The following is a 26,831-nucleotide window of genomic DNA, read 5'->3' on the forward strand; positions in this document are numbered from 1 at the left end:
GATCTTCCTAATTTTATTCTGAACTCGAGACCACATGATTTGATCATACGTGGAGTTGTTTCAGTTGTCTTTAGTGCTTGTTTGTTAATATTGGGCAATTTGCTGTATTTTCAATTCAATTGCGTTTTAGTGATGAAATCACAAACAATTTCAACCTTAAATCTCATCTAAATCTGATTAATCCTTAAAAATTTACATAGCTCTACTTGCACAGACTTTTTGTTACCAAGCTTTATCATGCTCAGTTTTATTAGAAAAAAATCTAACAAGAAGAAATATTAAAAGATGTTAAATATCAGTTAGAAATAAAATATATCATTCAAGATTAATCATGTATTCTGATTATTTTCAGGCAAATTCAACCTAAGCTAGGCTTAATATTAAAATTATTCAATTAAAAGAATTTGAACATTAAGCGTATTTGCTTTTTTGAGGTCTTATTAGATGTCTCTCGAGATGCTGAATTTCCGATTATTTGATTTATTCAATGCATCGGCAACCCCTAATCCTTTTTTGGTTAAATTTGCGATTTTTATTTCACATGACCTTGTGACCATTTTTGCAATCGGATTAGTCGCTTTAGCATTCTTCAGACCAAAACGCTTTAAAGTCCTTGCGATTAAAGCTGCTGTCTTTACAGGGATTACTTCTCTCATCGCAGCAATTATCGACAAACTTTATTATCACCCTCGCCCATTCGTGCTAGATATGGGACATACCCTGATTCATCACGCTGCAACCAATTCATTTCCAAGTCATCACATGCTAGCGATGAGTAGTATGGCATTGGCATTTCTATTGTTTAGTCGCGAAAAACTGATCGGTACGATTTGTGTGATTTTGGCTTGGATTGTCGGTTGGTCACGTGTTTATCTTGGTGTGCATTTTCCACTCGATATTTTCGGTGCTTTTATAATCGCACTCTTCATCAATATCCTTGGGAATATGATTCTTTATAAATATTTAGAAGTTAGAACGTTGCGTAAAAATCCTGCCAATATCCCACTCTGAAATAAAAAAGCTGCCAAAAGACAGCTTTTTTTAATTCATCATTTATCAATAGACTTCTTTCATAATTGTCTACACCCTCTTTATTTTTCTCCCTGAGCCAAATTGAAATATATTTCAATGCAGCGCAAGAGAAATAAAAAGGACTTATGAAAGAAGCCTAATGATGTGAAATTGATTGTGTCATTGATAAATTTTTAACATCCACAGTTTTCTTTCCAAATGATAAATGGTTAAAGAAAATATTCAAAGTCACTGCTACAACACATGTTGAGCTGATTCCTGAATGAAATAGTGTTTGCACCCATTTTGGAAAATGTTCAAAGAAATCATGACTCACTATTGGAATCATTCCCGCAGCAATCGCAACAGCAACAATAATCAAGTTCTGTTGATTCTGATAATTCACTCGACCTAAAGCCCGAATTCCACTTGCGGCAACTGAGCCGAATAACACCAAACCAGCTCCACCTAAAACAGGTGTTGGAATTGCTGCAATAAAACGACCCATCACAGGTAATAATCCTAATATCACTAAAATTCCACCGCCCGCAGCCACTACAAAACGACTTTTTACCCCTGTAATAGCAACCAAGCCTACATTTTGAGCAAAGGCACTTTGCATGAATGTTCCAAAAAATGGAGCGACAGCCGATGACAACATGTCTGCACGAAGTCCATTGGCAATCCGTTTTTGGTCAATTGGTGTCCCTATTATTTCCCCAACCGCTAAAATATCGGCTGTGGTTTCTGTCAGGGTAACAATCATGACAATACACATAGCAATAATGGCTGGAACTTCAAATACAGGAAAACCAAAAGCTAAAAAATTAGGGACAGCAAACCAATCTCCTGCTGCAACCTTAGAAAAGTCGGTGAAGCCAAGTGCATAGGCACATACTGTGCCAAGTACAATTGAAAGCAGAACTGCTAGACGACGAATCGCATCATTTCCGATTTTGCTTAAAACCAATAAAATGACCAGTGTCAGACCTGCAAGCCCGATATTTTCTAAAGATCCCCAATTTGGCGCTTTGTCATTTCCGCCCATCGTCCAATGTAGTGCAACAGGTAAAAGAGACAGCCCAATCACGGTAATCACAGAACCCGTAACGACTGGAGGGAAAAAATGTACAATTTTGGCGAAGAATGGTGCAATGAGAAGCCCAATAATTGCACTTGCAAAGACCGCACCTAAAATTGCAGGGAAACCACTCCCTGACGTGCCTATTGCAATCATGGTAGCAACACCAGCAAAGGAAACACCTTGTACCAGTGGCAATTTAGCACCAAACCATTTGAATCCCAAAGTTTGCAGTAAGGTCGCAAGACCACCGACAAAGAGTGAAGCGGTAATCAACATGCCGATTTGTGCTGCGGTCAATCCAACTGCCGCACCAACAATGAGCGGTGGTGCAACAATTCCACCATACATCGTGAGAACATGTTGCAAACCATAAGCAAAGCTTTTTCCGAAACCTAAAAACTCATGCTCTGGAGAGATTTGATTTGTTGATGGCATTGTTTTGCTCCTCCTTTAAGCATTAATAAATTTACCTAATGCTAAAAAGAGCAATTAATGTGCCAATCAATCTTTGATCGTGGAGAAGTAAATTGCGCAACAAAGCTTATACTAAACGTTCACGCTAGATCCGATTGATTCAGTCTGAATTGTGTTATTCTTCGAAACTCTATGAAACCTTGGCTTTGAATCTTTGCAGTGTAAAGAAAAATGGCGAAAGTCCCTTTCAGCATTGGCACACATTTGATTGTGAAACACTTAGGCTATACGCATCACGGTATTTACGCAGGACGTGGCCGTGTGATTCATTACTCAGGTTTTGCACATCTATTCAAAAAACACCCTATCGAAATAACTAGCCTTGCACAATTTTCACATGGCAAAAAAATTTTAGTTCGTCACTATCAGAACCCCAAATACAAAGGTCGTGCCGTGATTCGCCGAATGCGTTCACGTATTCATGAAAATGACTATCACTTGATTATCAATAACTGTGAACACTTATGTAGCTGGGCTATCACTGGCATAGAAAGTAGCCCGCAAGTCATCAAAATGATGAACCGACTCACCACGATTGGTTATGTCAGTTCAATCATGAGTTATATGAATAGTTTATTCTTAACTGTTGCAACCACCAGCTTTGCGCTGGTGCTTTACATTAAAAAGAAGTTACGTGATAAAGCCCAAATGCAATTACCGAATCATCTGAACAAACAAAAAGATGTTAAAAAATAGTTAGATTCCGCGCCAGTCTACTCGTGCATTACGTTCATCGGTATATTTTTGCAATACATAATGTCCGATTGGCAAGTTTTGTAATTGCAATGAAAAGGCATACGCTTCTTCTGGAATCGCATCAAAACCATCCAGTTCCCATGGTGTTCCAGCAATATTTAATAAAGGTGCTAGCATTGAACAGACAGAAATATCAGCTAAGGTTAACCGATCAGAAACCAAATACTTCGGCTGATCATTGAACTTTTGGGCAAATGTCAAAATATGATGTTTTGATTCCGCCAGCCGACCTGCATCCAATTGAAAACCATGGCTCACCAAAGATTTCAGTACAGGCTTAGAGAATTTTTTAAATTTACGCAAATATCGACTTTCACCCAACAAAATATCAATGGTGGTGTTATTGCGAACAATCATCTGTGACCAAACCCAATGGCGTACATGCACACCTAACAAATTTGCATGATGATTGATTTGTAACACTTCCTCTCGTAATGCAAAACGGTTGGGTAAAAGGTTATGTTCAGGATAAGTCTCATCCAAATAACGGGCAATTTCAGTAGAATCTGCAATCCAGTGCGTTCCATCTTTTAAAATCGGCAAGTTATTTTGCCCAGTTTTTAAACGAGCGAAAGCTCGATGAAAACCAGGTACTAAATTATGGGCAACAAAATCTAATTCTTTATAATCGAGCAACCAGCGTGCTTTTTCACAAAAATGTGACAATGGAAATTGATATAAAGTACGCATAATGCCTCCATATTTATCACAATTTTAGTTCTAAGGTTTTAGAATACTTTATCACTTTATTCAGGTATCTTGGCAAACTCAATGTTCATTTCTATCAAGATCATGAAGTAATTTTCAGAAAGTGAAAACTTTAGCTGACTTTTATACGATAGATGACATATCACCACCCGATCATCACCTGACTTTAACGCTGCTTTGTTGTAAAATCATCGGCAATTTTACATAACAACTTTTGTGAGTCTTGCATGGGTTTTAATTGTGGTATCGTCGGTTTACCAAACGTCGGCAAATCAACTCTTTTTAACGCACTAACCAAAGCTGCGATTGCTGCGGAAAACTTCCCATTTTGTACCATTGAACCCAATACAGGGATTGTGCCTGTTCCAGATGCACGTCTAGACAAATTGGCTGCAATTGTGAATCCACAACGCATTCTACCAACGACAATGGAATTCGTAGATATCGCAGGTCTTGTGGCTGGTGCATCAAAAGGTGAAGGTTTAGGCAACCAGTTCTTAGCAAATATTCGTGAAACAGATGCAATTGCACATGTTGTACGTTGCTTTGACGATGAAAACGTCATTCACGTTAACGGTAAAATCGACCCTCTAGATGATATTGCAACCATTAATACAGAGCTTGCTCTAGCAGACTTGGATACGCTTAACAAATCACTTGTTCGTTTAACCAAAGTCGCTAAAGGTGGTGACAAAGAAGCCGTTGCAACCAAAGCAGTACTCGAAAAAATCCTACCATTACTGGATGAAGGTAAACCTGCACGTTCTGCAGATCTTTCTGATGATGAGCGTAAACTTATTCGTGGTTATGGATTACTGACGCTAAAACCAACCATGTATATTGCCAACGTTGCTGAAGATGGTTTTGAAAACAATCCACATCTAGATGCTGTCCGTAAATTGGCTGAAGAAGAAAATGCAATTGTTGTTCCTCTATGCAACCAGATCGAAGCTGAAATTTCAGTTCTTGAAGATGACGAACGCGCTGAATTCCTTGAAGCAATGGGCATGGCAGAACCTGGCCTAAACGTGGTGATCCGCGCAGGTTATAGCTTGCTTGGTCTACAAACCTACTTCACGGCTGGCGTGCAAGAAGTCCGCGCGTGGACTGTAAAAGTTGGTGCTACAGCACCCCAAGCAGCAGGTGTTATTCACACTGACTTTGAAAAAGGCTTTATTCGTGCTGAAGTTGTGGCGTATGATGACTTTGTACAGTACAACGGCGAATCTGGTGCTAAAGAAGCGGGGAAATGGCGCTTGGAAGGAAAAACTTACATTGTACAAGATGGCGATGTCATGCATTTCCGTTTTAATGTGTAAGTAAAAAGCATTCAAGGTCAGGAACCTTTTTCCTGACCTTGCTCATAAAGATTTTGTATCAATTTTTAGAATTCCTATGTATTTCCAACATTAAACTATTAAAATTATTGCGCTAATTTATAAAGAAATTTGTTAAAAAAAGCTAAAAATTAAACTTTTTGTATAATATTCACTTTTTATGTGATTTTTTTCACAAAATACTTATAATATAAAAAGTACCAAAAGAGGTTGGCAAAAACATGAATAAAAAATATGCAAAATATTTACCCTCTTCGGATAATATTGAAATCAATAATTTTCCATTTTATTGGGTTACGCAGATTCATCAAAAATACGTTGAGAATATCGATCACGTACTAAAAAAATACGGAATGGATAACTCACGTCGCCGCATATTAGGTGCACTATTGCTCAGACCTAATGCCAGTGTTTCCGAGTTATCGGAAATGTTAATCACTAAAATGTCGACCACCACCAAGCTCATCTATCGTCTCAAAGATGAAGGCTATATCGACACCTACTCATGTCCTGACGACGCTCGAATCACTCGCGTTGTTCTCACCGAGCAAGGTCAGGAAATTCTCAAAAAAATTAATGACCTTACAGGCATTGTCCTTGAACAGGCATTCACAGGTCTTACACCGCTACAAATTGAAAAGCTGCTCACCCAATTACAGCACATTTTCAAAAATCTATCGCACTAGCAAGCCCTATAGAGCCAAACTTATATCCTTATACTATAAGTTTGATCTCTACATTCGATATTTCACTTTAAATAACTCACGCTTTTCTAGGCGTGATTTATTTTCTGTAATATGTTGCAAAATCATATCCCGAACGCGCTCATGCATAAACCCCAATGCATATCCTTTCACAATCACCTGACTTGGCAAGCTAAAGAAGAAGTACTTCAAATCTTCATCTTGCATATTGGTAAATAACTGCTGCTGTTCCAAAAAACTCTTTAAAGCCTGCTTTTCTTGTTGTACTTGTGCTGATGAATCATTCCAGTAATGTTTGCGCATCGCCATTAGATTATTATGTTTGTAACTCACACTATTTCCCTCAAACAACCATAGATGGTGTTATATCCATTATATAAATACATGATGAGTAAGCATGCAAAAGACTGCAAAACGCTACAAGATTATCTACATTGAACTGTTTTAATACGCACGAAAAGCTTTTTTTTCGTTACAATAAACTACTTATTTCAAAATCTCCCTTCTTTTAAGGATTGTGTTCGATGTCAGGTCAGAAAGATAAGTTAAAGAATTTAAAAACATCTTCCATAGATCGACGTCTATCCATTGTAAAAGCTTCATTATTGGCAGGTACACGCTGGGCGACTTCAAATGCAACCACCATGTTTTCCAATGAAGAAGAAAAAGAGCGTAAACGCAAAAAAGCCTTAAAAGAACAAGCCGACTATTTAGTTTCTGAAATTGGCAAATTAAAAGGCTCTATTGTTAAAATCGGGCAAATGATGGCGTTGTATGGCGAACATTTTTTACCTGAAGAAATTACTCAAGCATTAAACACACTAAATAACCAGACGATGGCTTTAGAATGGAATGCCATCAAAAATCATCTGCAAAATGAGTTGGGTGATAAGTACTACGAGCTACACATCGACCCTGAGCCCATTGGTACAGCATCTCTAGCACAAGTACACCGTGCAAAAAGAATCTCTGACGGTTTAGATATTGTTTTAAAAGTACAATACCCAGGCGTTGCGAATGCCATTGATTCAGATATGAATCTTTTTCGAAGCATGATTCGCCTGACCAATATGGTTCCTCAAACCCGCGAATTCGACCAGTGGTTTGAAGAAGTCCGTGACATGATGCATCGGGAAGTTAATTATGCTGTTGAAGCTGCAACTACTCGACGCTTTGCTAAGTACTTGCAACATGACACGCGTTATATCGTTCCAGAAATTATTGATGAATACTGCACTCAGCAAATTCTTTGCATGACCTTTGAACAGGGTGTCCCTGTCAATAGTCCTGTAATGTTTTCTTTACCACAACAGCGTCGCAACAAACTCGGTGAAGCATCATTAGAAATTGCAATTCGTGAATTGTTTGAATGGGGTGAAATGCAAACTGACCCCAACTTTGGCAACTATCTTGTCCGATTAGGCAATGGTGAAGATATTCCTGATCAAATCGTACTTTTAGATTTTGGTGCAATCCGTCATTTTGACCAACACTTACTGAATGTTGCACATAACTTAATCAGCGCAGGCTACCATCATGATCTAGACCAAATGGTAGAAGCCATGACTGGTTATGACTTCTTTAATAATATTCCAGCCAGTATCAAACCAGATATGGCAAAAGTCTTTTTAATTGCGACAGAACCATTTAGCAACAAAGAAAATAATCCCGATATTCCAGAAGGTGTAATGGATGAACACAATCGTTATAATTGGAAAAATAGTCAGTTGCACAGCCGAGTAATGCAACGCGCAAGTAAATCTATGGCTTCACGTTATTTCAGTGTTCCACCAAAAGAGTTCATGTTTATTAGTCGCAAGTTCATCGGTGCATATACCTTTATGACCGTTCTTGATGCCCAAACGAATATTCGAAAAATGGTTACCCCCTTTCTCATACAACCTGCATAAAAGCAAAAACCTCAGTTCGACTGAGGTTTTTTTATTAAACACGATTAAAATTATACAAGTTTAATTATCTACAACACTAAAAATAGATCAAACCTTATATATTGAATTTCGTTCATCAGACTTATTTGAAATTACAATGCAGATACCACCCTAAAGAGAGAACAAACAATTTATTAACCACGAATAGTCATTTTTTGACTGATGAAAGCATTACAAATGCCTATCAAATTAATGCCGCAATGATGTTTTTAAATAAAAAAATCTACTAGAAGGAGTTAAAGCTAGATTCTCACCTTTCACCACATCTTAGCCTGACGGCAAATCAATGATTTTCCCTTTTTCTTCATCCAATACTGCATTTCTCCGATCTAAACGCTACTAAACATCACTAGAAAGCATTTAAAAAAACTTTCAGATCACATTATTTTCTGGCATTTAGGTTCTACACTATTTCATAAAGAAATATGAATAATCTCACTAATGTCATGAGCATATTTAAGATTTTCTTATTTAATTTATGCATTTTTTGCACCATATTAATGCGATTTTTGCATATTAAATAACCATATTGATTAAATAAATTAAATTAAAACCTCAAAAACCAAATCATTTTCTCGATAAGACAACCTTATTAGATTAAAAATTTCAAGCAAAACTTAACAATCTAAAAAATGCATTATGCATAAGAATAAAATTTAAAAAATAAACTCAATGTAATTTTTCTTAAAAATTTCGAACAAAAAACAATCTGTTCGACTAAAGTATTAGACTTCTATTTCTTCATTTTATTTTTTCAAAAATTGTTTTTTTGAATCAAAAAAAATACAAAATCAAATTAAGTATTTGTTTTTAAATTTATTTTTATATTTTTTGTATTTTTTTCTTATTTCTTTAAATTATTTGTTTTTTTTTAACATTTCGAAATTTTATAGCTACATTTTAACTTCAAATATTTTTTTAAAGTAAAATCCGTTCTGCAAGTAAGCAAAAAAATTGGCACCCACTTTTTTGGAATATTTACAGGATTTTTTTATTAATGGACATTCATGCACATCAAACCAAAGCTCCAGGGGCAAAGCCGAAGTTTCACCAAATACTTTATGTTCAAGTTATCTTTGCAATTGTCGTCGGCATTGTAATTGGACATTTCTTCCCAAGTGTTGGTCAGAGCTTAAAACCTTTAGGTGATGCTTTCATTAGTATTGTCAAGATGATCATTGCACCCGTAATTTTCTTAACCGTCGTTACGGGCATCGCTGGCATGAACAACATGGGTAGTGTTGGCCGTGTAACAGGCAAGGCAATGCTTTATTTCGTCACGTTCTCAACTTTAGCATTATTTGTTGGGATGATCGTTGCGAACATTATTCAACCTGGTCACGGTTTGAATATTGATCCAGCAACGTTAGATACTGGTAAAGTAGCTGATTATGTAGAGAAAGCACACGACTCTTCCGTTGTTGGCTTCCTTATGAATATTATTCCAAAAACATTGGTTAGCCCTCTTGTTGGTGGTGACATCCTGCAAGTTCTGTTCGTTGCAGTACTCTTTGGTATTGCACTTGCAACAACAAGTGAACACTCTAAACCTATCATTGACTTCTTAAACAACTTGACTACACCTGTATTCAAAATTGTTGGCATGTTAATGAAATTTGCCCCAATCGGTGCATTTGGTGCCATGGCATTTACCATTGGTAAATATGGTATTAACTCAATCGGTAACTTAGCGCTATTAATCTTAACGTTCTATCTCACTGCTGTATTGTTTGTTGTGATTATTTTAGGTGCGGTTGCAAAATACAACGGCTTCTCAATCATCGCTTTAGTTCGCTATATTAAAGATGAATTATTCCTAGTATTGGGTACAAGTTCTTCTGAAGCTGCTTTACCATCTTTAATGGACAAAATGGAAAAAGCGGGTTGTGAAAAATCAGTTGTTGGTCTAGTTATTCCTACAGGTTATTCATTTAACCTTGACGGTACTAACATCTATATGACAATGGCTGCATTATTCATTGCTCAAGCATGTAATATCGACTTAACCATTGGTCAACAATTAACATTGTTACTTGTTGCGATGATCAGCTCTAAGGGTGCAGCTGGTGTAACAGGTGCAGGCTTCATTACATTAGCAGCAACGCTTTCTGTAGTACCAGACGTTCCTGTTGCAGGTATGGCCCTTATTCTAGGTATTGACCGTTTCATGTCTGAATGCCGTGCATTAACCAACCTTGTAGGTAATGCCTGTGCTGCTATTGTAGTTGCACGTTGGGACAAAGCCTTAGATAAAGAAAAATTAGATGCTGCGCTTAAATCGCACAAATAAAATCTAAACATCATTTGCATATAAAAAAGCCGTGAAATTCACGGCTTTTTTATTGCCATTGAATTGATCATTCAAAATGATGACACCGACCGAAAATGCAATGTGATCAGCCACTCAATTGAGCAAGTTTTGGATATCAATTTGTATAAGATTGCGTAAAATCGGATTTGAATAAGATCAAATGATTACGCATGACAAGAAGTGGTGGATTATATGCGTTCATCCGATTACATTAGATTATTGTTTCTTGCAGCTATCTGGGGAGCTAGCTTTCTTTTTATGAGAATAGCGGTTCCTGAATTTGGCGCAATCAATACTGCTTTTTTAAGAGTCGTGTTTGGATTTTCAGGACTTGCTGTCATTTTATTTATTTTCAAATCTTCATTTCAATTTGAAGGTAAATTTGAATCCACACTCATCTTAGGCATGATTAATTCTGGTTTACCCTTTTTAATGTATTGTTTAGCAGCGAAATGGCTACCTGCAGGTTATTCTGCAATTTTAAATGCAACCACACCACTCATGGGTGCAATTTTTGGATTTGGTTTTTTCGGCGAACACTTGTCTTTGAAAAAATGGATTGGGGTATTTCTTGGACTCTTTGGAATTATCGTCATTACAACCGTTGGAAAAGCCAGTAAAACTCAGGGAACAACCGTTGGAATTACAGCATGTCTGATTGCCACAAGTTGCTATGCAATAGCAGGCTTTTTAACACGGCGCTGGATTTCGAATCGAGGTGGCTTAGATCCTAAAATAGTCGCTTTTGGCAGTCAGCTTGGGGCTGTACTTTTTCTTTTTCCATTTTTTATTTGGTCTTTAACAACAAGCCCAAGTATTCATTGGCTACAGGGAAACGTATGGGCAAGTGTTATTGCAGTTGGTCTCGTTTGTACGGCTTTTGCCTATATTATTTATTTCAAATTGATTGCTGATATTGGCCCCTTACGTTCTTTAACTGTGACATTTATGATTCCACCTTTTGGCGTGTTATGGGGTTATCTTGTATTAGATGAAACAATTACCAAAGGCTTTATTCTTGGAGCAGTGATTGTTTGTATCGCGGTATGGATGGTGGTCAGTCCAGATAAAGTTGCGCTGAACCACCAAAAGCAAGCGTAAAACTATAGATAGAATGAGTTAGATCAATTTCAACATTGACCTAAGCTATAAAAAAACCTGTTAAATTTTAACAGGTTTTTGTTTTTCAAACGCAAGTCTAGAACTTTGCTTAACTATCTATACCTATACTGTGCCATTTAAAATAGCATCTGAAACAAAGCCTTTCCATTGTTCACGTAAAGTTGGTAAATAGAATTTTTCACCGATTTCAATAAGATCAGCATCAATCAAGGCATGTAAATCTTGCAAGAATAAATAGTCCAGCTCGATTGTCGATAATTTCGCATTTTTCTTGCTATATTCCTGACGTTTCTTTTGTGCTTTTTTCACAAATTGATCGGCATAAGCACGATCTTTATATTGTGTAACTGCCGATAAACGCAATTCAACCAAACCCCAGCCACTTAGTAAGAGCTTGAAAATTTCCAGATCATGCGAAGTCGATTCCCAAGTCATTTCTTCCAAATTTTCATCTGAAGGCAATACTGGAAGCAAAAGCTCCATAACGCTTGGAAAAATCTTTTTAAAATTAAGAATAAACTTTACAGGATGATCACCCGGATAATCTTGAAACTGAACGTGTTGTTGCGTATCGGTTAAATATATATCGAGCATAAAAAGATCATCAGCAGTAAGTAAATAGAAGCGCTATATTGTACGCATAACTCACACTAATACAAACTACTGATGTTGTACTTGATGATTATTTCACATTGGGTGCAACCATTTTCTCAGGTCGTACAACTTCATCAAACTGTTCAGGAGTGACTAGATTCAGCTCAACAGCAACCTGCTTTAAGGTTTTATTTTCTTTGTACGCTGTCTTTGCAACTTTCGCAGCATTTTCATAACCAATAACAGGGTTTAATGCTGTGACCAACATGAGTGAATTATGCAAGAAATGATCAATTTTTTCTCGATTTGGCTCAATGCCAACAGCACAGTGGTCATTAAAGCTATTACATACATCTCCAAGCAATTGAATAGACTGCAATAAGTTAAATGCGATTACAGGCATGAAGACGTTCAATTCAAAGTTACCTGAAGCCCCTGCAACATTAATGGTTGTATCATTCCCCAATACTTGGGCAACAACCATCGTCATGGCTTCACTTTGAGTCGGATTGACTTTACCCGGCATAATACTTGAGCCTGGTTCATTTTCTGGAATTCGTAGCTCACCAAAACCACAGCGTGGCCCACTTGCCAACCAACGAATGTCATTTGCGATTTTATTCAGACTGGTTGCGAGTGTTTTTAATGCACCTGAAGCAAATACAGCTGCATCACGCCCTGCCAAAGCTTCAAACTTGTTTGGAGCAGTTACAAATGGCAAACCTGTTAGCTCCGCCAATTGCTGTGCGACTTTCACAGCATAGTCTGGATGAGCATTTAGGCCCGTACCCACGGCTGTCCCGCCTAAAGGTAACTCATATAATCCTTCTAAGGCCTGATTTAAGCGCTTTAGGCCATGATCAAGTTGTGATACATAACCACTGAATTCTTGCCCCAAAGTCAGTGGTGTTGCATCTTGCAAATGTGTCCGTCCAATTTTAACAATCTCTTGAAATTCATATGATTTTTTTCGCAAGGTATCTCTTAATCGCTGAACTCCGGGAATCAATAATTCATTGATTTGTACACTTGCCGCCACATGAATAGCCGTTGGAAATGAGTCATTGGTTGATTGAGCACGATTGACATGATCATTAGGATGAACTGGTTTTTGTGAACCTAATGGATTTCCTAATTTTTGGTTGGCAATATTCGCAACAACTTCATTACAGTTCATATTGCTTTGCGTACCTGAACCAGTTTGCCAAACCACCAGAGGAAACTGCGAATCCCACTTCCCTGCAATCACTTCTTCAGCCGCATCCACAATATAGCCTGCAAGTTCTTGTGAGATCTGTTTCAGCTCAGCATTGGTCATCGCGGCAGCTTTTTTAACCAGTCCCATGCCACGAATCATTGCACGTGGTAAACGCTCTTGACCAATTTTAAAATTTTGCAAGCTCCGTTGTGTTTGTGCACCCCATAGCGCTTCATCTGGAACTTCAACTTCACCCATGGTGTCATGTTCAATACGCGTTTTCATAAGCTTCCTCTATTTCTTTATCATTCATTTATATGTAATGATTTTTGTCATATCCTTGACAATCATACTCAGTAAATGCCATTTAGTAAATAATTATCATTTACACATAAAGTTATCCACCGCGATAAAATCGCCACTGATCTTTTAGCATTTGTTCAACAGTTCTTTGTGCAGACCAATCTAATAGTTGCTTAGCTTTACTCACATCTGCACCAATCTGCTCAAGCACTTGAGAATGCACTCCAACCGTTGACTCCAATGCTGGAATTCTAGCTAGGGTTACTCGTTCGGCTGCTTGCAATAATTCAGCCATACTTGTCGCTTCAGCACGGGAAATATTCAATACTTCATAACGATGTTGCTGCTGCTTTAACCATTCTAAAGTTTTGTCTATCGCATCACACACATCCAATATATGCACAAAACTGCGCTCAACAGTATGGTCTTGTGTTTTTGCAGATTGATAGAGTTCTATTCCCTCACGCTCATGATTAGCCACTTGCATTAACAACCCCATGATACTTTTTGGCAGTTTAGGTACAAATTCTCCCCAAAAACCTTGTTCAAATGCGCCCGCAACATTGCCAACACGTAAAACACCAATATTCCATTCAGTATCATGCTGAAAGACATCAGCTAAAATCTTTTCCATCATTTGCTGAGACTGAACATAAGGATTTACATAGTCATAATTCAAAGGCGTATTCTCTGAAAGACCTAACTCAGATCGACCATAAATCATAAGACTTGAAATATGTACAAAGTTTCGACAACCAATCCGTTGCATCATTCGCACAACGCTCATTAAAGCACTTAAATTATTATTATAATATTCAATAGGCTTGAGCGCTGACTCCTGCACCGACTTAAATCCTGCACAATGAATAACAGCATCTATGGGGTACTGCTCCACAAATTTAGTGAGTGCAGGTGTATTTCGCACATCAACCTGTAAATATGGGATATATTGTCCTGAGATATATTGCAACCGATCTAAGGTTTGTGGATGACTATTCACCAAATTATCAACCAATACCACCTGCTGCCCCTTTGAAAGCAAGTGCAGTGCAATATGAGAACCTATAAAGCCTAAACCACCTGTAATTAAAATCATTGTATACTTACCTATTGTTTATTTTCCATGGTTTACCATTCCATCTATTCAGTGAGTGCACAACCATATTCTTTGTAAAGTGATTTGTTATGAGCACCCTAATCCTCGTCACCGCATCTCCTCACTCTGTTTTGGCTTGGCATGCGCTAGGTACAGCACAAGCACTTCAAGCTACAAATCAGAATTTTCGAGTTTTTTTCTATCAGGATGGTGTCATGGTGGCAAATACCTTGAACTGGTATCCTGACGATCAGCGCCAACTTACTAAGGAATGGCAAAAACTAGGTATTCATTTACCTGTTTGTGTCAGTGCAGCTCTCGCTCGCGGCATTACAGACCAAGACAATGCTGAACGTCATCAGTTGACACAATTTAATCTGGCATCGGGTTTTGAGCTGGTTGGTTTAGGTGAGTTTGCCGATGCTGTTCAAAATACCCTACGTTTAGTTCAATTTTAGTAGCTTTGCACGTGTGCTTTGTTGTTTTTAAAAGGTAGTTCTGTGAAAACTGTTCTTGTTATTTTAACTCAAGCAAATTTAATGCAGGCACAGAGCAATGAAAGCTTGTCTGCCACCATGGTTTTGGCAACCTTTGGTTGTCAGGTTAAAGTCTTACTCAAAGATGCAGCTTTGAGCCTGCTGAAAAATGATTTGGTTTTTGATGCAAAAAATCATCCCTTTAAGCTTGGCTCGAATATGGTCGATAGTTTTGAGTTTTATGATCTTAGCCCGATTTATATCGAGCAAAAGCAGCAACATCATCCGTTTGTCTGCCAAACCCAACATGAAATTGAGTTTATTGAATTGAATCCTGAATTTATTGCAAATTTTGAGCACGTGCTTTACTGGTAACTGACATGTCAAATTCTACGCTTTTCCTGCTGCAAGGTGATTACAGTAAAGCCTCAGCACTCTTAGAACAATTACAACAAATGGCCAGCCCAACTGACTCAGTTGTACTCATGGCAGAATCAACCCTGCTATACAGCCATCCAGCAGTTCAATCTTATAATTGCTATCTGCTTAAAGCAGATACCTGTATTTTACCTGAACTTGAAAGTGCTTCAATTCAGATTATTGATTATCCTGATTTCACCGAATTACTTATACAACATACACGTTGTATCAGTCTTAAATAATTGAGAAAACAATGTCTTTAGAACTCGATCAAGATGGTCATTTAGTTGACTATCAAGTCTGGAATGAACAAGTTGCCCAAGAACTCGCCAATAGCCTAGAAATCGAACTCTCAGCATGGCATTTCGAAATTTTACATGCTGTTCGACAGTTTTATCAGCAGTTTGGACACTCACCCGCGACCCGTCCACTGATTAAGTATTTAATGAAAACGGTTAGTCCTGAAATTGACAATGCTGTGCTGCAACAGCGCTTTAACACAGGACTTGTCGCCCGACATCTAAGCCGTTTGGCAGGCGTACCAAAGCCAGCCAACTGTTTATAATCTTTAAAAATAAAAAAAGCGCCGAAGCGCTTTTTTTTATTTACTTATTACTTGATCTTGGCTTTTGACTTCAAATACTCAACATAGTCTGCAAGTTCTTGCTCACTACGACTCTGTTGATACCAAGTTTGTAATTGTTGCATTTGCTCAGCACTAATCGCCTTAGGATCCATTGGCAATACTTTAGACACCGCAATCACAATCATTTCATCTGGTAAAGTTGTTGTTCCAACTGACCACATGCCATCTTTTGGTGCTGGCAGGGTGAATGCAATATTAGATACTTCTTTTTTCAGACCTTGACGTGGGAACACACCTGCTTTCTCAAACTTGATACTTGACTGAGTCAACACTTGTGCCGCAGGCTTAGTTTTAAATCCATCAAAGATTGCCGCTAAACGCTGTTGTGCAATCGCTGCCGCTTTTTGGTCTAACACTTTATTACGAATCAGAGATGTTGCTTGAGCCAAAGATTGCGTTCCAGCAGCATGGTAATTACGGACTTTCACCCAAACCACATCACCATTTGCTAACTGAATACTGCTTGAGGCATTACGATCACCCGTTTTTACATCATCACTAAAGAGTTTTGCTTTTACAGATGCATCCGCCAAATATGGATCTTTTGTCCACACGGTTACTGCTTTCGCAGATTGTATTTTTGCTGTTTTAACTTGCTGTGTAACAACATCCAAAGCATCATTACTAATCACTGAATCATTTAACTTGTTAACCATGTCACTAAATGCATTGGCTTTCTTCGTCTTTTCAATGTCTGCAATCAATTGTGCTTTAACCGCTTCTAATGGTGCAACTTTTACAGCTGGTGTATTTACTTCAATAATATGATAACCAAACTGAGTTTTTACAGGTTGTGAAATCTGATTGTCTGCCAAAGAGGCCACAGCATTATCAAACTCTTTTGAACCTAAAGTGCCTGCTTTATAACTATCAAGCAAACCACCTTTTTCTTTAGATGTTGGATCTTCAGAATATTGTTTTGCAGCATCAGCAAATGACATACCTGCCTTAATTTTTGCTTCAACTTCATTTGCCAGCTTAAGTGCTGCAGCGTCATCACGATTGTTCAACGTAATCAAAATATGATGAACTTCTTTAGAAGCATCAGTTTTCTGAGTTGTCGCATATTTACTATATGCTTGCTGAAGTTCTGCAGCAGTCGGTGCAGCCGTTGTTACATTGACCATTGCTGGTGTTAAAACGACGTAATCAACATCAACATTGGCATTCTGTTTGAAACTCGTTTTATGTTTGTTGTAATAATCAGCAATTTCCTGATTATTTACTGTCAAACCTTTTTTATAGTCATCAAGCTTCACACTCGCGAGATAAATTTCACGCTGTTCAGTTTGAATATTCGCCAAACGCTGAATATCCGCCTTATCTAATAATGTGTAATTCGAAACCGTTCCTGTAAGGATTTTTAAAGCCTGATCTTTGCGCAAATTTGCAATAAGAGTTTCTTTCGTTAAACCACTGGTACGTAAATAATTACCAAACGCCTCATCACTAAATTTACCATTGACTTGGAATTCAGGAACTTGCGAAAGCATTGTCACAAATTGCGCATCACTTAAGTTCAAACCCATTTTTTGAGCTTGCTGAAGCATAAGTTGACGTGCAATTAGAGTATCTAGTGCGTTCTTACGAATTACATCCATATTAAGTAAGGATGCATCACCTTGAACATACTGCAAATATTGTTTCTGATAAGCTTTTACCAAGTCATCAAGATCCTTGTTTGAAATATCTTGACCATTGACTGTTTTAGCTACATCGGTTTTTTTCGATCCACTAAAATATCCTTCAATACCTACTAACGCTAAAGGAGCTAGGAATAACACCAGCAATGCGATGCCTAACCAACCTTTGATCAGTTTACGAAACGATTCCATAAGTATTCCAATATTTTATTTGTGTGCGATTTTAACTGAAATCAAAAGGCGAATGAACGCATTTGCCTTGTTTATTTCGACAATTCAATAAAAAAACGCGCCTTATGGCGCGCTTTATTTGCTGCTTTATTTACGCAACAGCATCTTTCAAGCCTTTACCAGCTTTAAAGCTAGGTACTTTGCTTGCTTCGATTTGCAATTCTGCACCAGTTTTAGGGTTACGACCAGTACGTGCACTGCGCTCTTTAACGCTGAATGTACCAAAACCCACTAAAGTAACTGTGTCACCTGTTTTTAACGCTTCAGAAATTGAAGCAATAGTCGCATCTAATGCTTTACCTGCATCAGTTTTAGACAATCCCCCTTTTGTAGCAATTGCATCAATTAATTCTGATTTATTCATGAAGATTACGTCCTCTTAATTTGGTTGTTTAAATCCAAGGCTTTCAAATATAACCATAACGCCTTTATAGCAATGCTTGAGGTGAAAAGGCAATACTCACCAAAAGCTTTTGTCAGATTTCCCTGAAAAAATCTATGAAAATGCACATTTATTGAGAGCTTTGTGAAAGCTGACGTTGCAATGCTTGATTTTCTTCAACTAACATATCCACTTTACGGTGAAGAGACAGAATCAGTTGTTCCAGATGCTGAATATCTTTATTTGATGCTAAACCTAAGCGGTTGAGTGAAGTATTCACCCCTTGATCCAATATTTTTTCAACTTTATCTTTTGTTTCATAAACTGACTCTAAAGCCTTATCCGTTACTTTAGACACGGTTTGATCTGCAAAACCAAGCGTTTTCGCTTCCAGTTCTTCACCAACTTTGACTAGAGAGTCAAATAGTTTATTGCCCTCTTCTTCGGCACGTGAAAATGCTCCTAAACCAGCCAGCCAAATTTGTTGCGTGTACTTACGAAAATCTAAAGCAGTTTTTTGATTCTGCTTATTTTTTTTATCCTGAGTTTCAACGGAGCTTTCTTCCGATTCATTTTGCTGATTTATTATCCTCTTATTCATTGTTATCACTCCTTCTTTGTATGACAGCAACCGTCTTTAGGCATAATCACGTTATAATAACAAAGATTTGACTTGAACATTTTCCCAAACTGTTCTACAAAACTACTTCATTTTTTCGACCATTTTCATCGTTCGAGGACAATCAATGAAATCTTCGGATCTTCATTGAGGAATTTTGACTTTATGAGTGAATCTCAACAGAAACAAGAACAACCCAAGTTGTTGTTAAACTTTGGCATGATTGCACTAGAAACTTTCTATAGTTTCATTTTCAAGCACGATGATGTGGTTCAACTACATGCAAAAGAGTTTTTAGACCAGCAATTAACAGTCAAAGTGAATTGTTATATTCCTTATATGGACTTTTACGTCCGCTTTACCCGAAAAGGGATTTTATTTGACTTACACGCACCAGACTCATCTGTCGATTTAGAAATTAGCAGTACTGTTTTTGGTTACGTTCAAACTTTAGTCTTAGGCAACAAGAAAAGTGTCCGCGGAATTCGCATGTATGGACACGACCAACTCAAAGATCCTTTTCGAGATTTGTTAACTCAACTGGCATTACCAAAACTTGCTGCTGATTGGAAAAAATGGTTATTTCGTTCTGAACCTGACACAGAAGTCATTGCATCAAAAAAACGTATTGCACCTTTATTAGAAAAAATTGAATACCAACGATCAAAAATCAATAGCTTACAAGTTGAAGTTAAACAGTACAAAAATCGCCTACGTCACATTGAAAAAAAGCAACGCCGCTTAAATAGTTTTTTTATCACTGTAATTGTCATTCTTTTGTGTACTTTGCTATATAATCATTGGGCAGTTTAAAACAATAACATTAGCCGTTTAAATTTCACTCTCCGCTTAGTTTCAAATTTACCATCAAAAAACTTGACTATTTTAGTCAGGATTCATAAAATTTAGGCATCTAGTCTAAACATGTGTATCGAATTATGCGTCTAACCACTCGCGGTCGCTACGCAGTGACTGCTCTACTTGATTTAGCCTTGCAGCCACCTGAGCAAACGATCACGCTTGCAGAAATTGCAGCACGCCAAACAATTTCAGTTGCTTATCTTGAGCAGTTATTTGCCAAACTTAAACGTCATGGTTTAGTTTCTAGCGTTCGCGGAGCAAATGGTGGTTACCATTTAGCAAGAAGCGCAAATGAAATTACTGTTTTAGAAATTATTGAAGCTGTTAATGAAACAGTCGATGCAACCCGTTGTGACCACAAAGGCAACTGCCAAAATGGCGCAATGTGTTTAACTCACGACCTATGGCAAGATCTTTCCAACCATATCGCCGATTATTTAGCAAAAATTTCCTTATCTGACCTCATTTCTCGCGACAACGTACAAACTGTTGCGATTCGCCAAAATTCAGCCTCTTATGAGTCAGACCTATTATCGGGTACAGGTATTTAACATGAAACGTCCTATTTATCTTGACTACGCAGCAACAACTCCAGTTGACCCTCAAGTTGCTGAACGCATGATGGAATGCTTAACCTTTGATGGTACTTTTGGTAATCCAGCCTCGCGTTCACATGCTTACGGTTGGCAAGCAGAAGAAAAAGTGGAGTATGCACGCGAGCAAGTTGCGAATCTAGTTAAAGCCGATCCGCGTGAAATTGTTTGGACTTCTGGTGCAACTGAATCTGACAACCTCGCACTTAAAGGTGTTGCTCAGTTTTATGCATCTAAAGGCAAACACATCATTACCAGTAAAATTGAACACAAAGCAATTTTAGATACTTGTCGTGAGCTTGAAGCTGAAGGCTTTGAAATTACGTATATCGAACCACAACCACAAACTGGTTTGATTACGCCTGAAATGGTTGCTGCTGAGCTTCGTCCAGACACCATTTTAGTGTCATTGATGATGGTCAACAATGAAATCGGTACTGTGACTGATGTTGCTGCGATCGGTGAATTGACTCGTGCCAACAAAACATTCTTCCATGTCGATGCTGCTCAAGCTGCTGGGAAGATTGAAATCGATTTAAGTCAAATCAAAGTAGACTTAATGAGCTTCTCTGCTCACAAAATCTATGGTCCTAAAGGTATTGGTGCACTATTTGTACGCCGTAGCCCACGTGTTCGTCTAAAAGCACAAATTCACGGTGGTGGTCATGAGCGTGGTATGCGTTCAGGTACACTTGCAACGCATCAAATCGTGGGTATGGGTGAAGCTTTTGAACTTGCAGGCAAAAATCTTCAATCTGAACAGGCACGTTTACGTGTACTTCGTGACAAATTATGGAATGGTGTACAAAGCTTAGAGCAAGTCTTCCTGAACGGTCACCCAACACAAAACGTTGCCAACTACTTAAATGTCAGCTTCAACTTTGTTGAAGGTGAATCTTTAATGATGGCACTTAAAGACGCGGCTGTTTCAAGTGGCTCTGCATGTACATCTGCAACACTAGAACCATCTTATGTATTACGTGCGCTTGGCTTGTCTGATGAACTTGCACACAGCTCAATCCGTTTCAGTTTTGGTAAATACACCACTGAAGAAGATATTGACCACGTAATCAGCATTACTCAATCTGCTGTAGAAAAACTCCGTGAGCTTTCACCGCTTTGGGATATGTATAAAGAAGGCATCGACCTTTCAACAGTTGAATGGGCAGAACATTAATCCTTGCGATTAATGTTTTTACCCCCATATTAAATTAAGGATACTCAGGCTAACCCCCTAGGTTCGGAGAAAGACCATGGCATATAGTGAAAAAGTCATTGACCATTATGAAAACCCTCGTAACGTCGGTGTACTTGACAAAAATGCGGAAAATGTTGGTACAGGTATGGTGGGTGCACCTGCATGTGGCGATGTAATGCGTTTACAAATTCAAGTCAACGATGAAGGTGTAATTGAAGAAGCACGCTTCAAAACTTATGGTTGCGGCTCAGCAATTGCATCGAGCTCTTTGGTTACCGAATGGTTAAAAGGCAAGACTCTTGATGAAGCTCAAGCGATCAAGAACATTGACATTGCAACTGAACTTGCTTTACCGCCAGTGAAAGTTCACTGTTCAGTATTGGCAGAAGATGCAATTAAAGCTGCGATTGAAGATTATCGTAGTAAAAAATCAAATGCATAATTGTTTGGCAAGATAAATTCACGGAGTTTTCATGATCCATTTAACTGAAAATGCAGCCACTCATATCAGCAATTACCTAAAAAATCGCGGTAAGGGTGAAGGCATTCGCGTTGGGGTGAAAACTTCAGGCTGTTCAGGTTTAGCGTATGTACTTGAGTTTGTCGATGAAGTCGATACACATGATCAAGTCTTTGAGCAGTTTGGTGTAAAAGTTTTTATTGATCCAAAAAGTTTGGTTTATCTCAATGGATTGGAAATGGACTATGTAAAAAATGGTCTAAATGAAGGCTTTGAATTTAATAACCCAAACAAAAAAGGTGAATGTGGTTGCGGTGAGTCTTTCACTGTTTAATTCTCCCTTTCACCTTCCCTTTCAATAAAACAGTGTATAATTCACTGTTTTATTGACGTTTACCTCGTGGAAATCATCCCCCATGAATCATTTTGAGTTGTTCGGATTACCTATTGCACTCGATATTGATTTAGCAGCTTTAAAAAATAGCTTTTTGAAATTGCAACAACAATATCATCCTGATAAAGCACAAGATAAAGATCAAGCACTCATCAAATCGAGTGAGATTAACCAAGCCCATAAAGTGTTATCACATGTTGATAGCCGCGCTGGTTATTTACTCGCACTTAAAAAGCAAGATCATGGCCTAGACCAATCTATTCACGACTTTGAATTTTTACAGTCTGCACTAGAAATTCGTGAACAGCTCGATGAAGCACAAAACCCTGAGCAACTACACACTTTAAAAGATGAAGTGAATCAATGGATTGCTGGTTTAGTTCGCGAATTCAAAATCGACTATGACGATGAAGATTGGGGCGAAGCACGTGATACTGTTCGTAAGTTACGCTTCTTCCAACGTGTCATGAATGACATTGATAAGGCTGAAGATCGCTTACTTGATGATGAACAGTACGATTTGGATGATGAATTTTAATTTTTATATTCAAGGATTTTAACAGATGGCTCTCTTGCAAATTGCTGAACCAGGTCAGTCAAGTGCGCCGCACGAACATCGTGTTGCGATTGGGATTGACTTAGGCACAACGCACTCTTTGGTTGCCACTGTACGCTCAGGTCAAGCTAAAGTTTTAGAAGATGAACATGGCCGAGTGTTATTGCCATCGATTGTGCATTATGCCAAGCAGCAAAATGCGTATGGTGAAGAAGCAAAACCATTCATTACCCGTGATCCGAAAAATACCATTGTTTCGGTTAAACGTTTCATGGGACGTTCAAAAGCGGATATTAAATTTCAGCATCCCTATGAACTGGTTGGTGCAGATAATGAAATGCCTGCATTCCAAACCAATGCTGGGCCAAAAACACCTGTTGAAATCTCTGCTGATATTTTAAAACAACTCAAACTTCGTGCTGAAGACAGCATTCAACAACCACTCACTGGTGCCGTAATTACTGTTCCTGCCTATTTTGATGAAGCCCAGCGTCAAGCAACACGTGATGCTGCTCAGCTTGCAGGTTTAAATGTATTACGTTTATTGAATGAGCCTACAGCTGCGGCTGTTGCTTATGGCTTAGACCAAGAAACCAATTTATCAACTGACCGTAACTATGTCATTTACGACTTGGGTGGCGGTACATTTGACGTTTCAATTTTACGTTTCTCGCAAGGCGTGTTTGAAGTGCTTGCTACGGGTGGACACACTGCCCTTGGTGGTGATGACCTTGACCGTCTCATTGTAAAATGGGCAAAAAAACAGCTTAATCTTGATGAACTCGATGATGCTGAATATGCTCACTTTATGGTGACTGCACGTAAAGCCAAAGAACAGCTTTCTGAGCAGCAACACGTTCAATTACACTTGCTTGATCAGGTAATTACTTTAGATCGTCCAACATTTGAGTCGATTATTCAAGTGGCACTTGACCGCACCATTACCGTCTGTAAACGTGTTTTACGTGATGCCAAACTTGAGCTTAGCGACATTCAAAATGTCGTATTAGTCGGTGGTTCAACACGCTCTTATGCAGTTCAAAAAGTCGTAGCGGATGTTTTCCAACAAGAGCCTCTATGTACCATCAACCCAGATGAAGTGGTTGCAATTGGTGCTGCGATTACTGCAAACCAGTTGGTTGGCAACAGCCAAGATGGATCATTATTGCTTGATGTGACACCACTGTCTTTAGGTTTAGAGACCATGGGCGGATTGGTAGAGCGTCTGATTTCACGCAATACGTCTATTCCTGTTGCGCGTCGCCAAGAGTTCACAACCTATCAAGATGGTCAATCTGCCATGTTAATTCATGTCGTTCAGGGCGAACGTGATTTGGTTGAACATTGCCGTTCTTTAGGACGCTTTGTGCTGCGTGGTATTCCACCAATGACCGCAGGTCAGGCACGGATTGAAGTCACTTTCCAAGTCGATGCCGATGGTCTTTTAGCAGTTTCTGCACGTGAAACAACCTCTGGCGTTGAAGCTCATATCGACATTAAACCATCTTATGGTTTATCTGATACCGACATGGAGCGCTTACTGCTTGAAGGCTTCCAATATGCTGAAGAAGACAAACAACTTCGCCATTTGCAAGAAACCAAAGTTGAAGCACAACGTGAACTTGAAGCTTTAACACAAGCGCTGAAAGCTGATGCCGGTTTGCTCAGTGAATCGCAGTTAAGTGCCTTACAACAAGCACAACAGCAACTTGATACTCAATTACAAGGTCAAGATATTCAAGCGATTGAAAATGCTGTTAATCAGCTTAAAGTGCACAGCGATGCTTTTGCAGCATTGCGTATGAACCGCCATATTGACCATGCCCTCAAAGGCACAAAATTAGACGATTGGTCAAACTCAACTTCTGAATAGGTAAAGAATATGCCACGTATTAAAGTTCTTCCGCATGCACAAATTTGCCCTGAAGGCGCAGAGTTTGAAGTCGAAAACAACACAAACTTATGTGAAAGCTTACTCAAAAACGGCATTAAAATTGAACATGCTTGTGACATGTCTTGTGCATGTACCACTTGCCATGTGATTGTACGTCGTGGTTTTGACAGCTTGGAAGAAATGAATGATGTCGAAGCTGATTTGCTTGATCGTGCATGGGGCTTAGAGCCAGATTCACGTTTGTCTTGTCAGGTAAATGTTGAAAATGAAGATTTGGAAGTCGAAATTCCAAAATACACGATCAATCACGCATCAGAAAATCACTAAGTTTTAAACCTTGTCCGATTCAAAGCCACCGAGCTTTGAATCTGGATTTTGAATCTCATCTTGCAGATCTAAACGTGCAATTCCCTGTTCTGTTGTCAAATCCTGCTGTGTTTCAATACGCTGTTTCATTTGCTCTAATACATCAAGCAATTGCTGATACTCATAATGCTGAACTTCATCTAAATTCAACAATAAATGAAAACCTTTATATTCATAATCAAACCACTGCTGTAAATCTGAACGAATACCTGTATATTTATCAACAATTTGCCAAGTTTGAATTGATTCACTCAAACCCTTAAGCTGCATTGGTTCTTTTGGCACACAAACAAATTCATCTTTAATTAAACGATAGGTTTCATTCGCAATCAGAATTTCATCGGGATGTGCTGCGCCCTGAAGTCGAGCTGCCAAATTAACATCATGACCAATCAGCGTATAAGACATTCGATAATCTGAACCATAATTTCCAACGTGACAGTAACCTGTACTGATGCCCATGCGAATATGTAACTCAGGAAAGCCCATCTTTAACCAGCGCTCACGCAGTACATGCATTTGCTGGCGCATGGCAATTGCCATCTCTACACAACGTTTAGCATCTTGTGCAACGCCTTGAGATTGTGGATCACCAAAGAAAATCAGCATCCCATCGCCAATGAACTTGTCTAATGTACCTTCATAACGTTTGGCGATTTCAGCCATGTGGCTCAAGTAATCATTTAAAACAAAAGCCAAGTCATCAGGAATCAGTTTTTCAGCCAATTCAGTAAAACCAATCACATCTGAAAAAAACACGGTCATTTTTTTACGCTTATAATCAATTTTAGCTTGAGTATCGCCACGCATGATTGATTGCCACAATTGAAGCGGTGCATAACGACTCAACTGATTTGAAAATTGAATATAACGATTCATCTGTTCCTGATAATAATCTTTGGTTGTTATCAGGTTTCGTAATGCTTTTTTATTAAAATGATTGGTTACACCAAAACAAGCTGCAAAGCAGATGAAACTATAAACAGTGAGATAAATACTGGTATCTTCAAAATAATTTTCAAAACCGTAAAATAAAAATGCATTGACGTAAAAAGTCATGACCGCACATAAGAAGCCAACACTATAGCCAACAAATGAAATTTTATTAAAGGTCGTAGAAAAGTACCAGAAGGATGCTAACGTCAAGCTACTGAATACAAAAGATAAATGTACCGCAGATAAAACCGCCGCCAAGACACACAAGTCCAGAACAAAAATTATCTGTTTAATTTGACGGCGGGTAAATTTATGTTTCGCAAGAAAAAATACGCAAAGTGTCGCACAAAAGAGAATGGTTGAAAAAACTGCAACGACATAATGCTGCATTTGAAGAGGCGTTGGAAAATAATACAGCAGTACCCCGAATGAAAGCATCATATACGCAATAAAGCGATAAACACTTTCGAGTACAAATTTATTATTTATATTACGTTCCAATGGCACTG

29 protein-coding genes are annotated in these 26,831 nt (G+C 38.3%); 19 read left to right on the forward strand and 10 right to left on the reverse strand.

The features are described 5' to 3' along the window. Nucleotides 1-444: 444 nt before the first annotated feature. Nucleotides 445-1,011 (forward strand): undecaprenyl-diphosphatase, encoded by a 567-nt coding sequence (locus C1A47_RS01280; protein WP_111891638.1) that lies wholly within the window; start codon nt 445-447, stop codon nt 1,009-1,011. Nucleotides 1,012-1,168: 157 nt separating this feature from the next. Here the strand turns inward: C1A47_RS01280 and C1A47_RS01285 are convergent, their stop codons facing one another. Continuing rightward, the gene (locus tag C1A47_RS01285; RefSeq protein WP_111891640.1) at nt 1,169-2,530 is read right to left on the reverse strand and encodes a nucleobase:cation symporter-2 family protein; all 1,362 of its coding nucleotides are present in this window, start codon (nt 2,528-2,530) and stop codon (nt 1,169-1,171) included. Nucleotides 2,531-2,740: 210 nt separating this feature from the next. Here C1A47_RS01285 and C1A47_RS01290 point away from each other — a divergent pair, with 210 nt between their 5' ends. Further along, complete coding sequence (locus C1A47_RS01290) at nt 2,741-3,265, forward strand: lecithin retinol acyltransferase family protein (RefSeq protein ID WP_111891642.1); 525 nt, start codon at nt 2,741-2,743, stop codon at nt 3,263-3,265. Here the strand turns inward: C1A47_RS01290 and C1A47_RS01295 are convergent, their stop codons facing one another. Further along, entirely contained in the window at nt 3,266-4,015 is a 750-nt protein-coding gene (locus C1A47_RS01295) for a glutathione S-transferase family protein (protein ID WP_111891644.1), read from the reverse strand. A gap of 245 nt (nt 4,016-4,260) precedes the next feature. Between C1A47_RS01295 and ychF the strand changes: the two genes are divergently transcribed. Both ychF and C1A47_RS01305 read left to right on the forward strand, forming a co-directional pair. Continuing rightward, nucleotides 4,261-5,352: a redox-regulated ATPase YchF gene (gene ychF, locus C1A47_RS01300; RefSeq protein WP_111891646.1), complete on the forward strand. Its 1,092-nt coding sequence runs from the start codon at nt 4,261-4,263 to the stop codon at nt 5,350-5,352. 239 nt (nt 5,353-5,591) lie between these two features. Further along, nucleotides 5,592-6,056 carry a MarR family winged helix-turn-helix transcriptional regulator gene (locus C1A47_RS01305; RefSeq protein ID WP_111891648.1) on the forward strand — a complete coding sequence of 155 codons (465 nt, stop codon included), beginning with the start codon at nt 5,592-5,594 and terminating at the stop codon, nt 6,054-6,056. Nucleotides 6,057-6,104: 48 nt separating this feature from the next. Here the strand turns inward: C1A47_RS01305 and C1A47_RS01310 are convergent, their stop codons facing one another. Then, on the reverse strand, nt 6,105-6,407 hold the full coding sequence (locus C1A47_RS01310) for a hypothetical protein (protein WP_111891650.1): 303 nt from the start codon (nt 6,405-6,407) through the stop codon (nt 6,105-6,107). A 191-nt stretch (nt 6,408-6,598) separates the two neighbouring features. Here C1A47_RS01310 and C1A47_RS01315 point away from each other — a divergent pair, with 191 nt between their 5' ends. From C1A47_RS01315 to C1A47_RS01325, 3 genes are all read left to right on the forward strand, one after another. After that, nucleotides 6,599-7,984: an ABC1 kinase family protein gene (locus C1A47_RS01315; protein ID WP_111891652.1), complete on the forward strand. Its 1,386-nt coding sequence runs from the start codon at nt 6,599-6,601 to the stop codon at nt 7,982-7,984. A gap of 1,036 nt (nt 7,985-9,020) precedes the next feature. Then, complete coding sequence (locus C1A47_RS01320; RefSeq protein WP_111891654.1) at nt 9,021-10,313, forward strand: dicarboxylate/amino acid:cation symporter; 1,293 nt, start codon at nt 9,021-9,023, stop codon at nt 10,311-10,313. A 213-nt stretch (nt 10,314-10,526) separates the two neighbouring features. After that, entirely contained in the window at nt 10,527-11,435 is a 909-nt protein-coding gene (locus C1A47_RS01325; RefSeq protein WP_111891656.1) for a DMT family transporter, read from the forward strand. Nucleotides 11,436-11,558: 123 nt separating this feature from the next. Here the strand turns inward: C1A47_RS01325 and C1A47_RS01330 are convergent, their stop codons facing one another. The 3 genes from C1A47_RS01330 to C1A47_RS01340 form a co-directional block, all read right to left on the reverse strand. Beyond that, on the reverse strand, nt 11,559-12,050 hold the full coding sequence (locus C1A47_RS01330) for a hypothetical protein (RefSeq protein WP_111891658.1): 492 nt from the start codon (nt 12,048-12,050) through the stop codon (nt 11,559-11,561). An 88-nt stretch (nt 12,051-12,138) separates the two neighbouring features. Continuing rightward, a complete protein-coding gene (fumC, locus tag C1A47_RS01335) occupies nt 12,139-13,533 on the reverse strand; it encodes a class II fumarate hydratase (protein ID WP_111891660.1) in 1,395 nt (464 codons plus the stop codon). Between the two features lie 112 nt (nt 13,534-13,645). Beyond that, nucleotides 13,646-14,647 (reverse strand): SDR family NAD(P)-dependent oxidoreductase, encoded by a 1,002-nt coding sequence (locus C1A47_RS01340; RefSeq protein WP_111891662.1) that lies wholly within the window; start codon nt 14,645-14,647, stop codon nt 13,646-13,648. 89 nt (nt 14,648-14,736) lie between these two features. Here C1A47_RS01340 and tusD point away from each other — a divergent pair, with 89 nt between their 5' ends. From tusD to C1A47_RS01360, 4 genes are read left to right on the forward strand one after another with little or no spacing between them, the layout of a single operon-like run. Further along, a complete protein-coding gene (gene tusD, locus C1A47_RS01345; protein WP_111891664.1) occupies nt 14,737-15,105 on the forward strand; it encodes a sulfurtransferase complex subunit TusD in 369 nt (122 codons plus the stop codon). Nucleotides 15,106-15,147: 42 nt separating this feature from the next. Beyond that, nucleotides 15,148-15,498, forward strand: a complete 351-nt coding sequence (locus tag C1A47_RS01350; RefSeq protein WP_111891666.1) for a hypothetical protein — start codon at nt 15,148-15,150, stop codon at nt 15,496-15,498. Between the two features lie 5 nt (nt 15,499-15,503). Then, nucleotides 15,504-15,785, forward strand: coding sequence for a hypothetical protein (locus C1A47_RS01355; RefSeq protein ID WP_111891668.1), 282 nt, complete (start codon nt 15,504-15,506; stop codon nt 15,783-15,785). 11 nt (nt 15,786-15,796) lie between these two features. Next, nucleotides 15,797-16,108, forward strand: coding sequence for a TusE/DsrC/DsvC family sulfur relay protein (locus C1A47_RS01360; protein WP_111891670.1), 312 nt, complete (start codon nt 15,797-15,799; stop codon nt 16,106-16,108). A 47-nt stretch (nt 16,109-16,155) separates the two neighbouring features. On the opposite strand, the gene C1A47_RS01365 is transcribed toward C1A47_RS01360, so the two are convergent. The 3 genes from C1A47_RS01365 to C1A47_RS01375 all read right to left on the reverse strand — a co-directional run bounded on the left by C1A47_RS01365 (nt 16,156) and on the right by C1A47_RS01375 (nt 19,046). Next, entirely contained in the window at nt 16,156-18,024 is a 1,869-nt protein-coding gene (locus C1A47_RS01365; protein ID WP_111891672.1) for a SurA N-terminal domain-containing protein, read from the reverse strand. Between the two features lie 130 nt (nt 18,025-18,154). Then, complete coding sequence (locus C1A47_RS01370; protein WP_111891674.1) at nt 18,155-18,427, reverse strand: HU family DNA-binding protein; 273 nt, start codon at nt 18,425-18,427, stop codon at nt 18,155-18,157. A 148-nt stretch (nt 18,428-18,575) separates the two neighbouring features. Continuing rightward, complete coding sequence (locus C1A47_RS01375; RefSeq protein ID WP_111891676.1) at nt 18,576-19,046, reverse strand: phasin family protein; 471 nt, start codon at nt 19,044-19,046, stop codon at nt 18,576-18,578. A gap of 183 nt (nt 19,047-19,229) precedes the next feature. Between C1A47_RS01375 and C1A47_RS01380 the strand changes: the two genes are divergently transcribed. From C1A47_RS01380 to fdx, 8 genes are all read left to right on the forward strand, one after another. Then, a complete protein-coding gene (locus C1A47_RS01380) occupies nt 19,230-19,877 on the forward strand; it encodes a hypothetical protein (RefSeq protein ID WP_111891678.1) in 648 nt (215 codons plus the stop codon). Nucleotides 19,878-20,002: 125 nt separating this feature from the next. Next, complete coding sequence (locus C1A47_RS01385; protein ID WP_111891680.1) at nt 20,003-20,476, forward strand: Rrf2 family transcriptional regulator; 474 nt, start codon at nt 20,003-20,005, stop codon at nt 20,474-20,476. Between the two features lies 1 nt (nt 20,477). Continuing rightward, nucleotides 20,478-21,695, forward strand: a complete 1,218-nt coding sequence (locus C1A47_RS01390; protein WP_111891682.1) for an IscS subfamily cysteine desulfurase — start codon at nt 20,478-20,480, stop codon at nt 21,693-21,695. Nucleotides 21,696-21,771: 76 nt separating this feature from the next. Then, on the forward strand, nt 21,772-22,158 hold the full coding sequence (gene iscU / locus C1A47_RS01395) for a Fe-S cluster assembly scaffold IscU (protein WP_111891684.1): 387 nt from the start codon (nt 21,772-21,774) through the stop codon (nt 22,156-22,158). Nucleotides 22,159-22,189: 31 nt separating this feature from the next. Next, on the forward strand, nt 22,190-22,510 hold the full coding sequence (iscA, locus tag C1A47_RS01400) for an iron-sulfur cluster assembly protein IscA (RefSeq protein ID WP_111891686.1): 321 nt from the start codon (nt 22,190-22,192) through the stop codon (nt 22,508-22,510). Nucleotides 22,511-22,592: 82 nt separating this feature from the next. Beyond that, a complete protein-coding gene (gene hscB / locus C1A47_RS01405) occupies nt 22,593-23,108 on the forward strand; it encodes a Fe-S protein assembly co-chaperone HscB (protein WP_111891688.1) in 516 nt (171 codons plus the stop codon). 25 nt (nt 23,109-23,133) lie between these two features. Then, nucleotides 23,134-24,999: a Fe-S protein assembly chaperone HscA gene (gene hscA, locus C1A47_RS01410; RefSeq protein WP_111891690.1), complete on the forward strand. Its 1,866-nt coding sequence runs from the start codon at nt 23,134-23,136 to the stop codon at nt 24,997-24,999. Nucleotides 25,000-25,008: 9 nt separating this feature from the next. Further along, the gene (gene fdx / locus C1A47_RS01415; protein WP_111891692.1) at nt 25,009-25,347 is read left to right on the forward strand and encodes an ISC system 2Fe-2S type ferredoxin; all 339 of its coding nucleotides are present in this window, start codon (nt 25,009-25,011) and stop codon (nt 25,345-25,347) included. Nucleotides 25,348-25,350: 3 nt separating this feature from the next. On the opposite strand, the gene C1A47_RS01420 is transcribed toward fdx, so the two are convergent. Continuing rightward, nucleotides 25,351-26,829, reverse strand: coding sequence for an adenylate/guanylate cyclase domain-containing protein (locus C1A47_RS01420; protein ID WP_171294314.1), 1,479 nt, complete (start codon nt 26,827-26,829; stop codon nt 25,351-25,353). Nucleotides 26,830-26,831: the final 2 nt, after the last annotated feature.

The organism is Acinetobacter sp. MB5 (assembly GCF_003261585.1).
Taxonomy (GTDB): Bacteria; Pseudomonadota; Gammaproteobacteria; order Pseudomonadales; family Moraxellaceae; genus Acinetobacter.

What these genes read in the sequence shown, in the direction of transcription:
- C1A47_RS01280 (WP_111891638.1), top strand. Translation starts at nt 445, where the DNA reads ATGTCTCTCGAGATGCTGAATTTCCGATTATTTGATTTATTCAATGCA.
- C1A47_RS01285 (WP_111891640.1), bottom strand. Translation starts at nt 2,530, where the DNA reads ATGCCATCAACAAATCAAATCTCTCCAGAGCATGAGTTTTTAGGTTTC.
- C1A47_RS01290 (WP_111891642.1), top strand. Translation starts at nt 2,741, where the DNA reads ATGGCGAAAGTCCCTTTCAGCATTGGCACACATTTGATTGTGAAACAC.
- C1A47_RS01295 (WP_111891644.1), bottom strand. Translation starts at nt 4,015, where the DNA reads ATGCGTACTTTATATCAATTTCCATTGTCACATTTTTGTGAAAAAGCA.
- ychF (WP_111891646.1), top strand. Translation starts at nt 4,261, where the DNA reads ATGGGTTTTAATTGTGGTATCGTCGGTTTACCAAACGTCGGCAAATCA.
- C1A47_RS01305 (WP_111891648.1), top strand. Translation starts at nt 5,592, where the DNA reads ATGAATAAAAAATATGCAAAATATTTACCCTCTTCGGATAATATTGAA.
- C1A47_RS01315 (WP_111891652.1), top strand. Translation starts at nt 6,599, where the DNA reads ATGTCAGGTCAGAAAGATAAGTTAAAGAATTTAAAAACATCTTCCATA.
- C1A47_RS01320 (WP_111891654.1), top strand. Translation starts at nt 9,021, where the DNA reads ATGGACATTCATGCACATCAAACCAAAGCTCCAGGGGCAAAGCCGAAG.
- C1A47_RS01325 (WP_111891656.1), top strand. Translation starts at nt 10,527, where the DNA reads ATGCGTTCATCCGATTACATTAGATTATTGTTTCTTGCAGCTATCTGG.
- C1A47_RS01330 (WP_111891658.1), bottom strand. Translation starts at nt 12,050, where the DNA reads ATGCTCGATATATATTTAACCGATACGCAACAACACGTTCAGTTTCAA.
- fumC (WP_111891660.1), bottom strand. Translation starts at nt 13,533, where the DNA reads ATGAAAACGCGTATTGAACATGACACCATGGGTGAAGTTGAAGTTCCA.
- C1A47_RS01340 (WP_111891662.1), bottom strand. Translation starts at nt 14,647, where the DNA reads ATGATTTTAATTACAGGTGGTTTAGGCTTTATAGGTTCTCATATTGCA.
- tusD (WP_111891664.1), top strand. Translation starts at nt 14,737, where the DNA reads ATGAGCACCCTAATCCTCGTCACCGCATCTCCTCACTCTGTTTTGGCT.
- C1A47_RS01355 (WP_111891668.1), top strand. Translation starts at nt 15,504, where the DNA reads ATGTCAAATTCTACGCTTTTCCTGCTGCAAGGTGATTACAGTAAAGCC.
- C1A47_RS01360 (WP_111891670.1), top strand. Translation starts at nt 15,797, where the DNA reads ATGTCTTTAGAACTCGATCAAGATGGTCATTTAGTTGACTATCAAGTC.
- C1A47_RS01365 (WP_111891672.1), bottom strand. Translation starts at nt 18,024, where the DNA reads ATGGAATCGTTTCGTAAACTGATCAAAGGTTGGTTAGGCATCGCATTG.
- C1A47_RS01370 (WP_111891674.1), bottom strand. Translation starts at nt 18,427, where the DNA reads ATGAATAAATCAGAATTAATTGATGCAATTGCTACAAAAGGGGGATTG.
- C1A47_RS01375 (WP_111891676.1), bottom strand. Translation starts at nt 19,046, where the DNA reads ATGAATAAGAGGATAATAAATCAGCAAAATGAATCGGAAGAAAGCTCC.
- C1A47_RS01380 (WP_111891678.1), top strand. Translation starts at nt 19,230, where the DNA reads ATGAGTGAATCTCAACAGAAACAAGAACAACCCAAGTTGTTGTTAAAC.
- C1A47_RS01385 (WP_111891680.1), top strand. Translation starts at nt 20,003, where the DNA reads ATGCGTCTAACCACTCGCGGTCGCTACGCAGTGACTGCTCTACTTGAT.
- C1A47_RS01390 (WP_111891682.1), top strand. Translation starts at nt 20,478, where the DNA reads ATGAAACGTCCTATTTATCTTGACTACGCAGCAACAACTCCAGTTGAC.
- iscU (WP_111891684.1), top strand. Translation starts at nt 21,772, where the DNA reads ATGGCATATAGTGAAAAAGTCATTGACCATTATGAAAACCCTCGTAAC.
- iscA (WP_111891686.1), top strand. Translation starts at nt 22,190, where the DNA reads ATGATCCATTTAACTGAAAATGCAGCCACTCATATCAGCAATTACCTA.
- hscB (WP_111891688.1), top strand. Translation starts at nt 22,593, where the DNA reads ATGAATCATTTTGAGTTGTTCGGATTACCTATTGCACTCGATATTGAT.
- hscA (WP_111891690.1), top strand. Translation starts at nt 23,134, where the DNA reads ATGGCTCTCTTGCAAATTGCTGAACCAGGTCAGTCAAGTGCGCCGCAC.
- fdx (WP_111891692.1), top strand. Translation starts at nt 25,009, where the DNA reads ATGCCACGTATTAAAGTTCTTCCGCATGCACAAATTTGCCCTGAAGGC.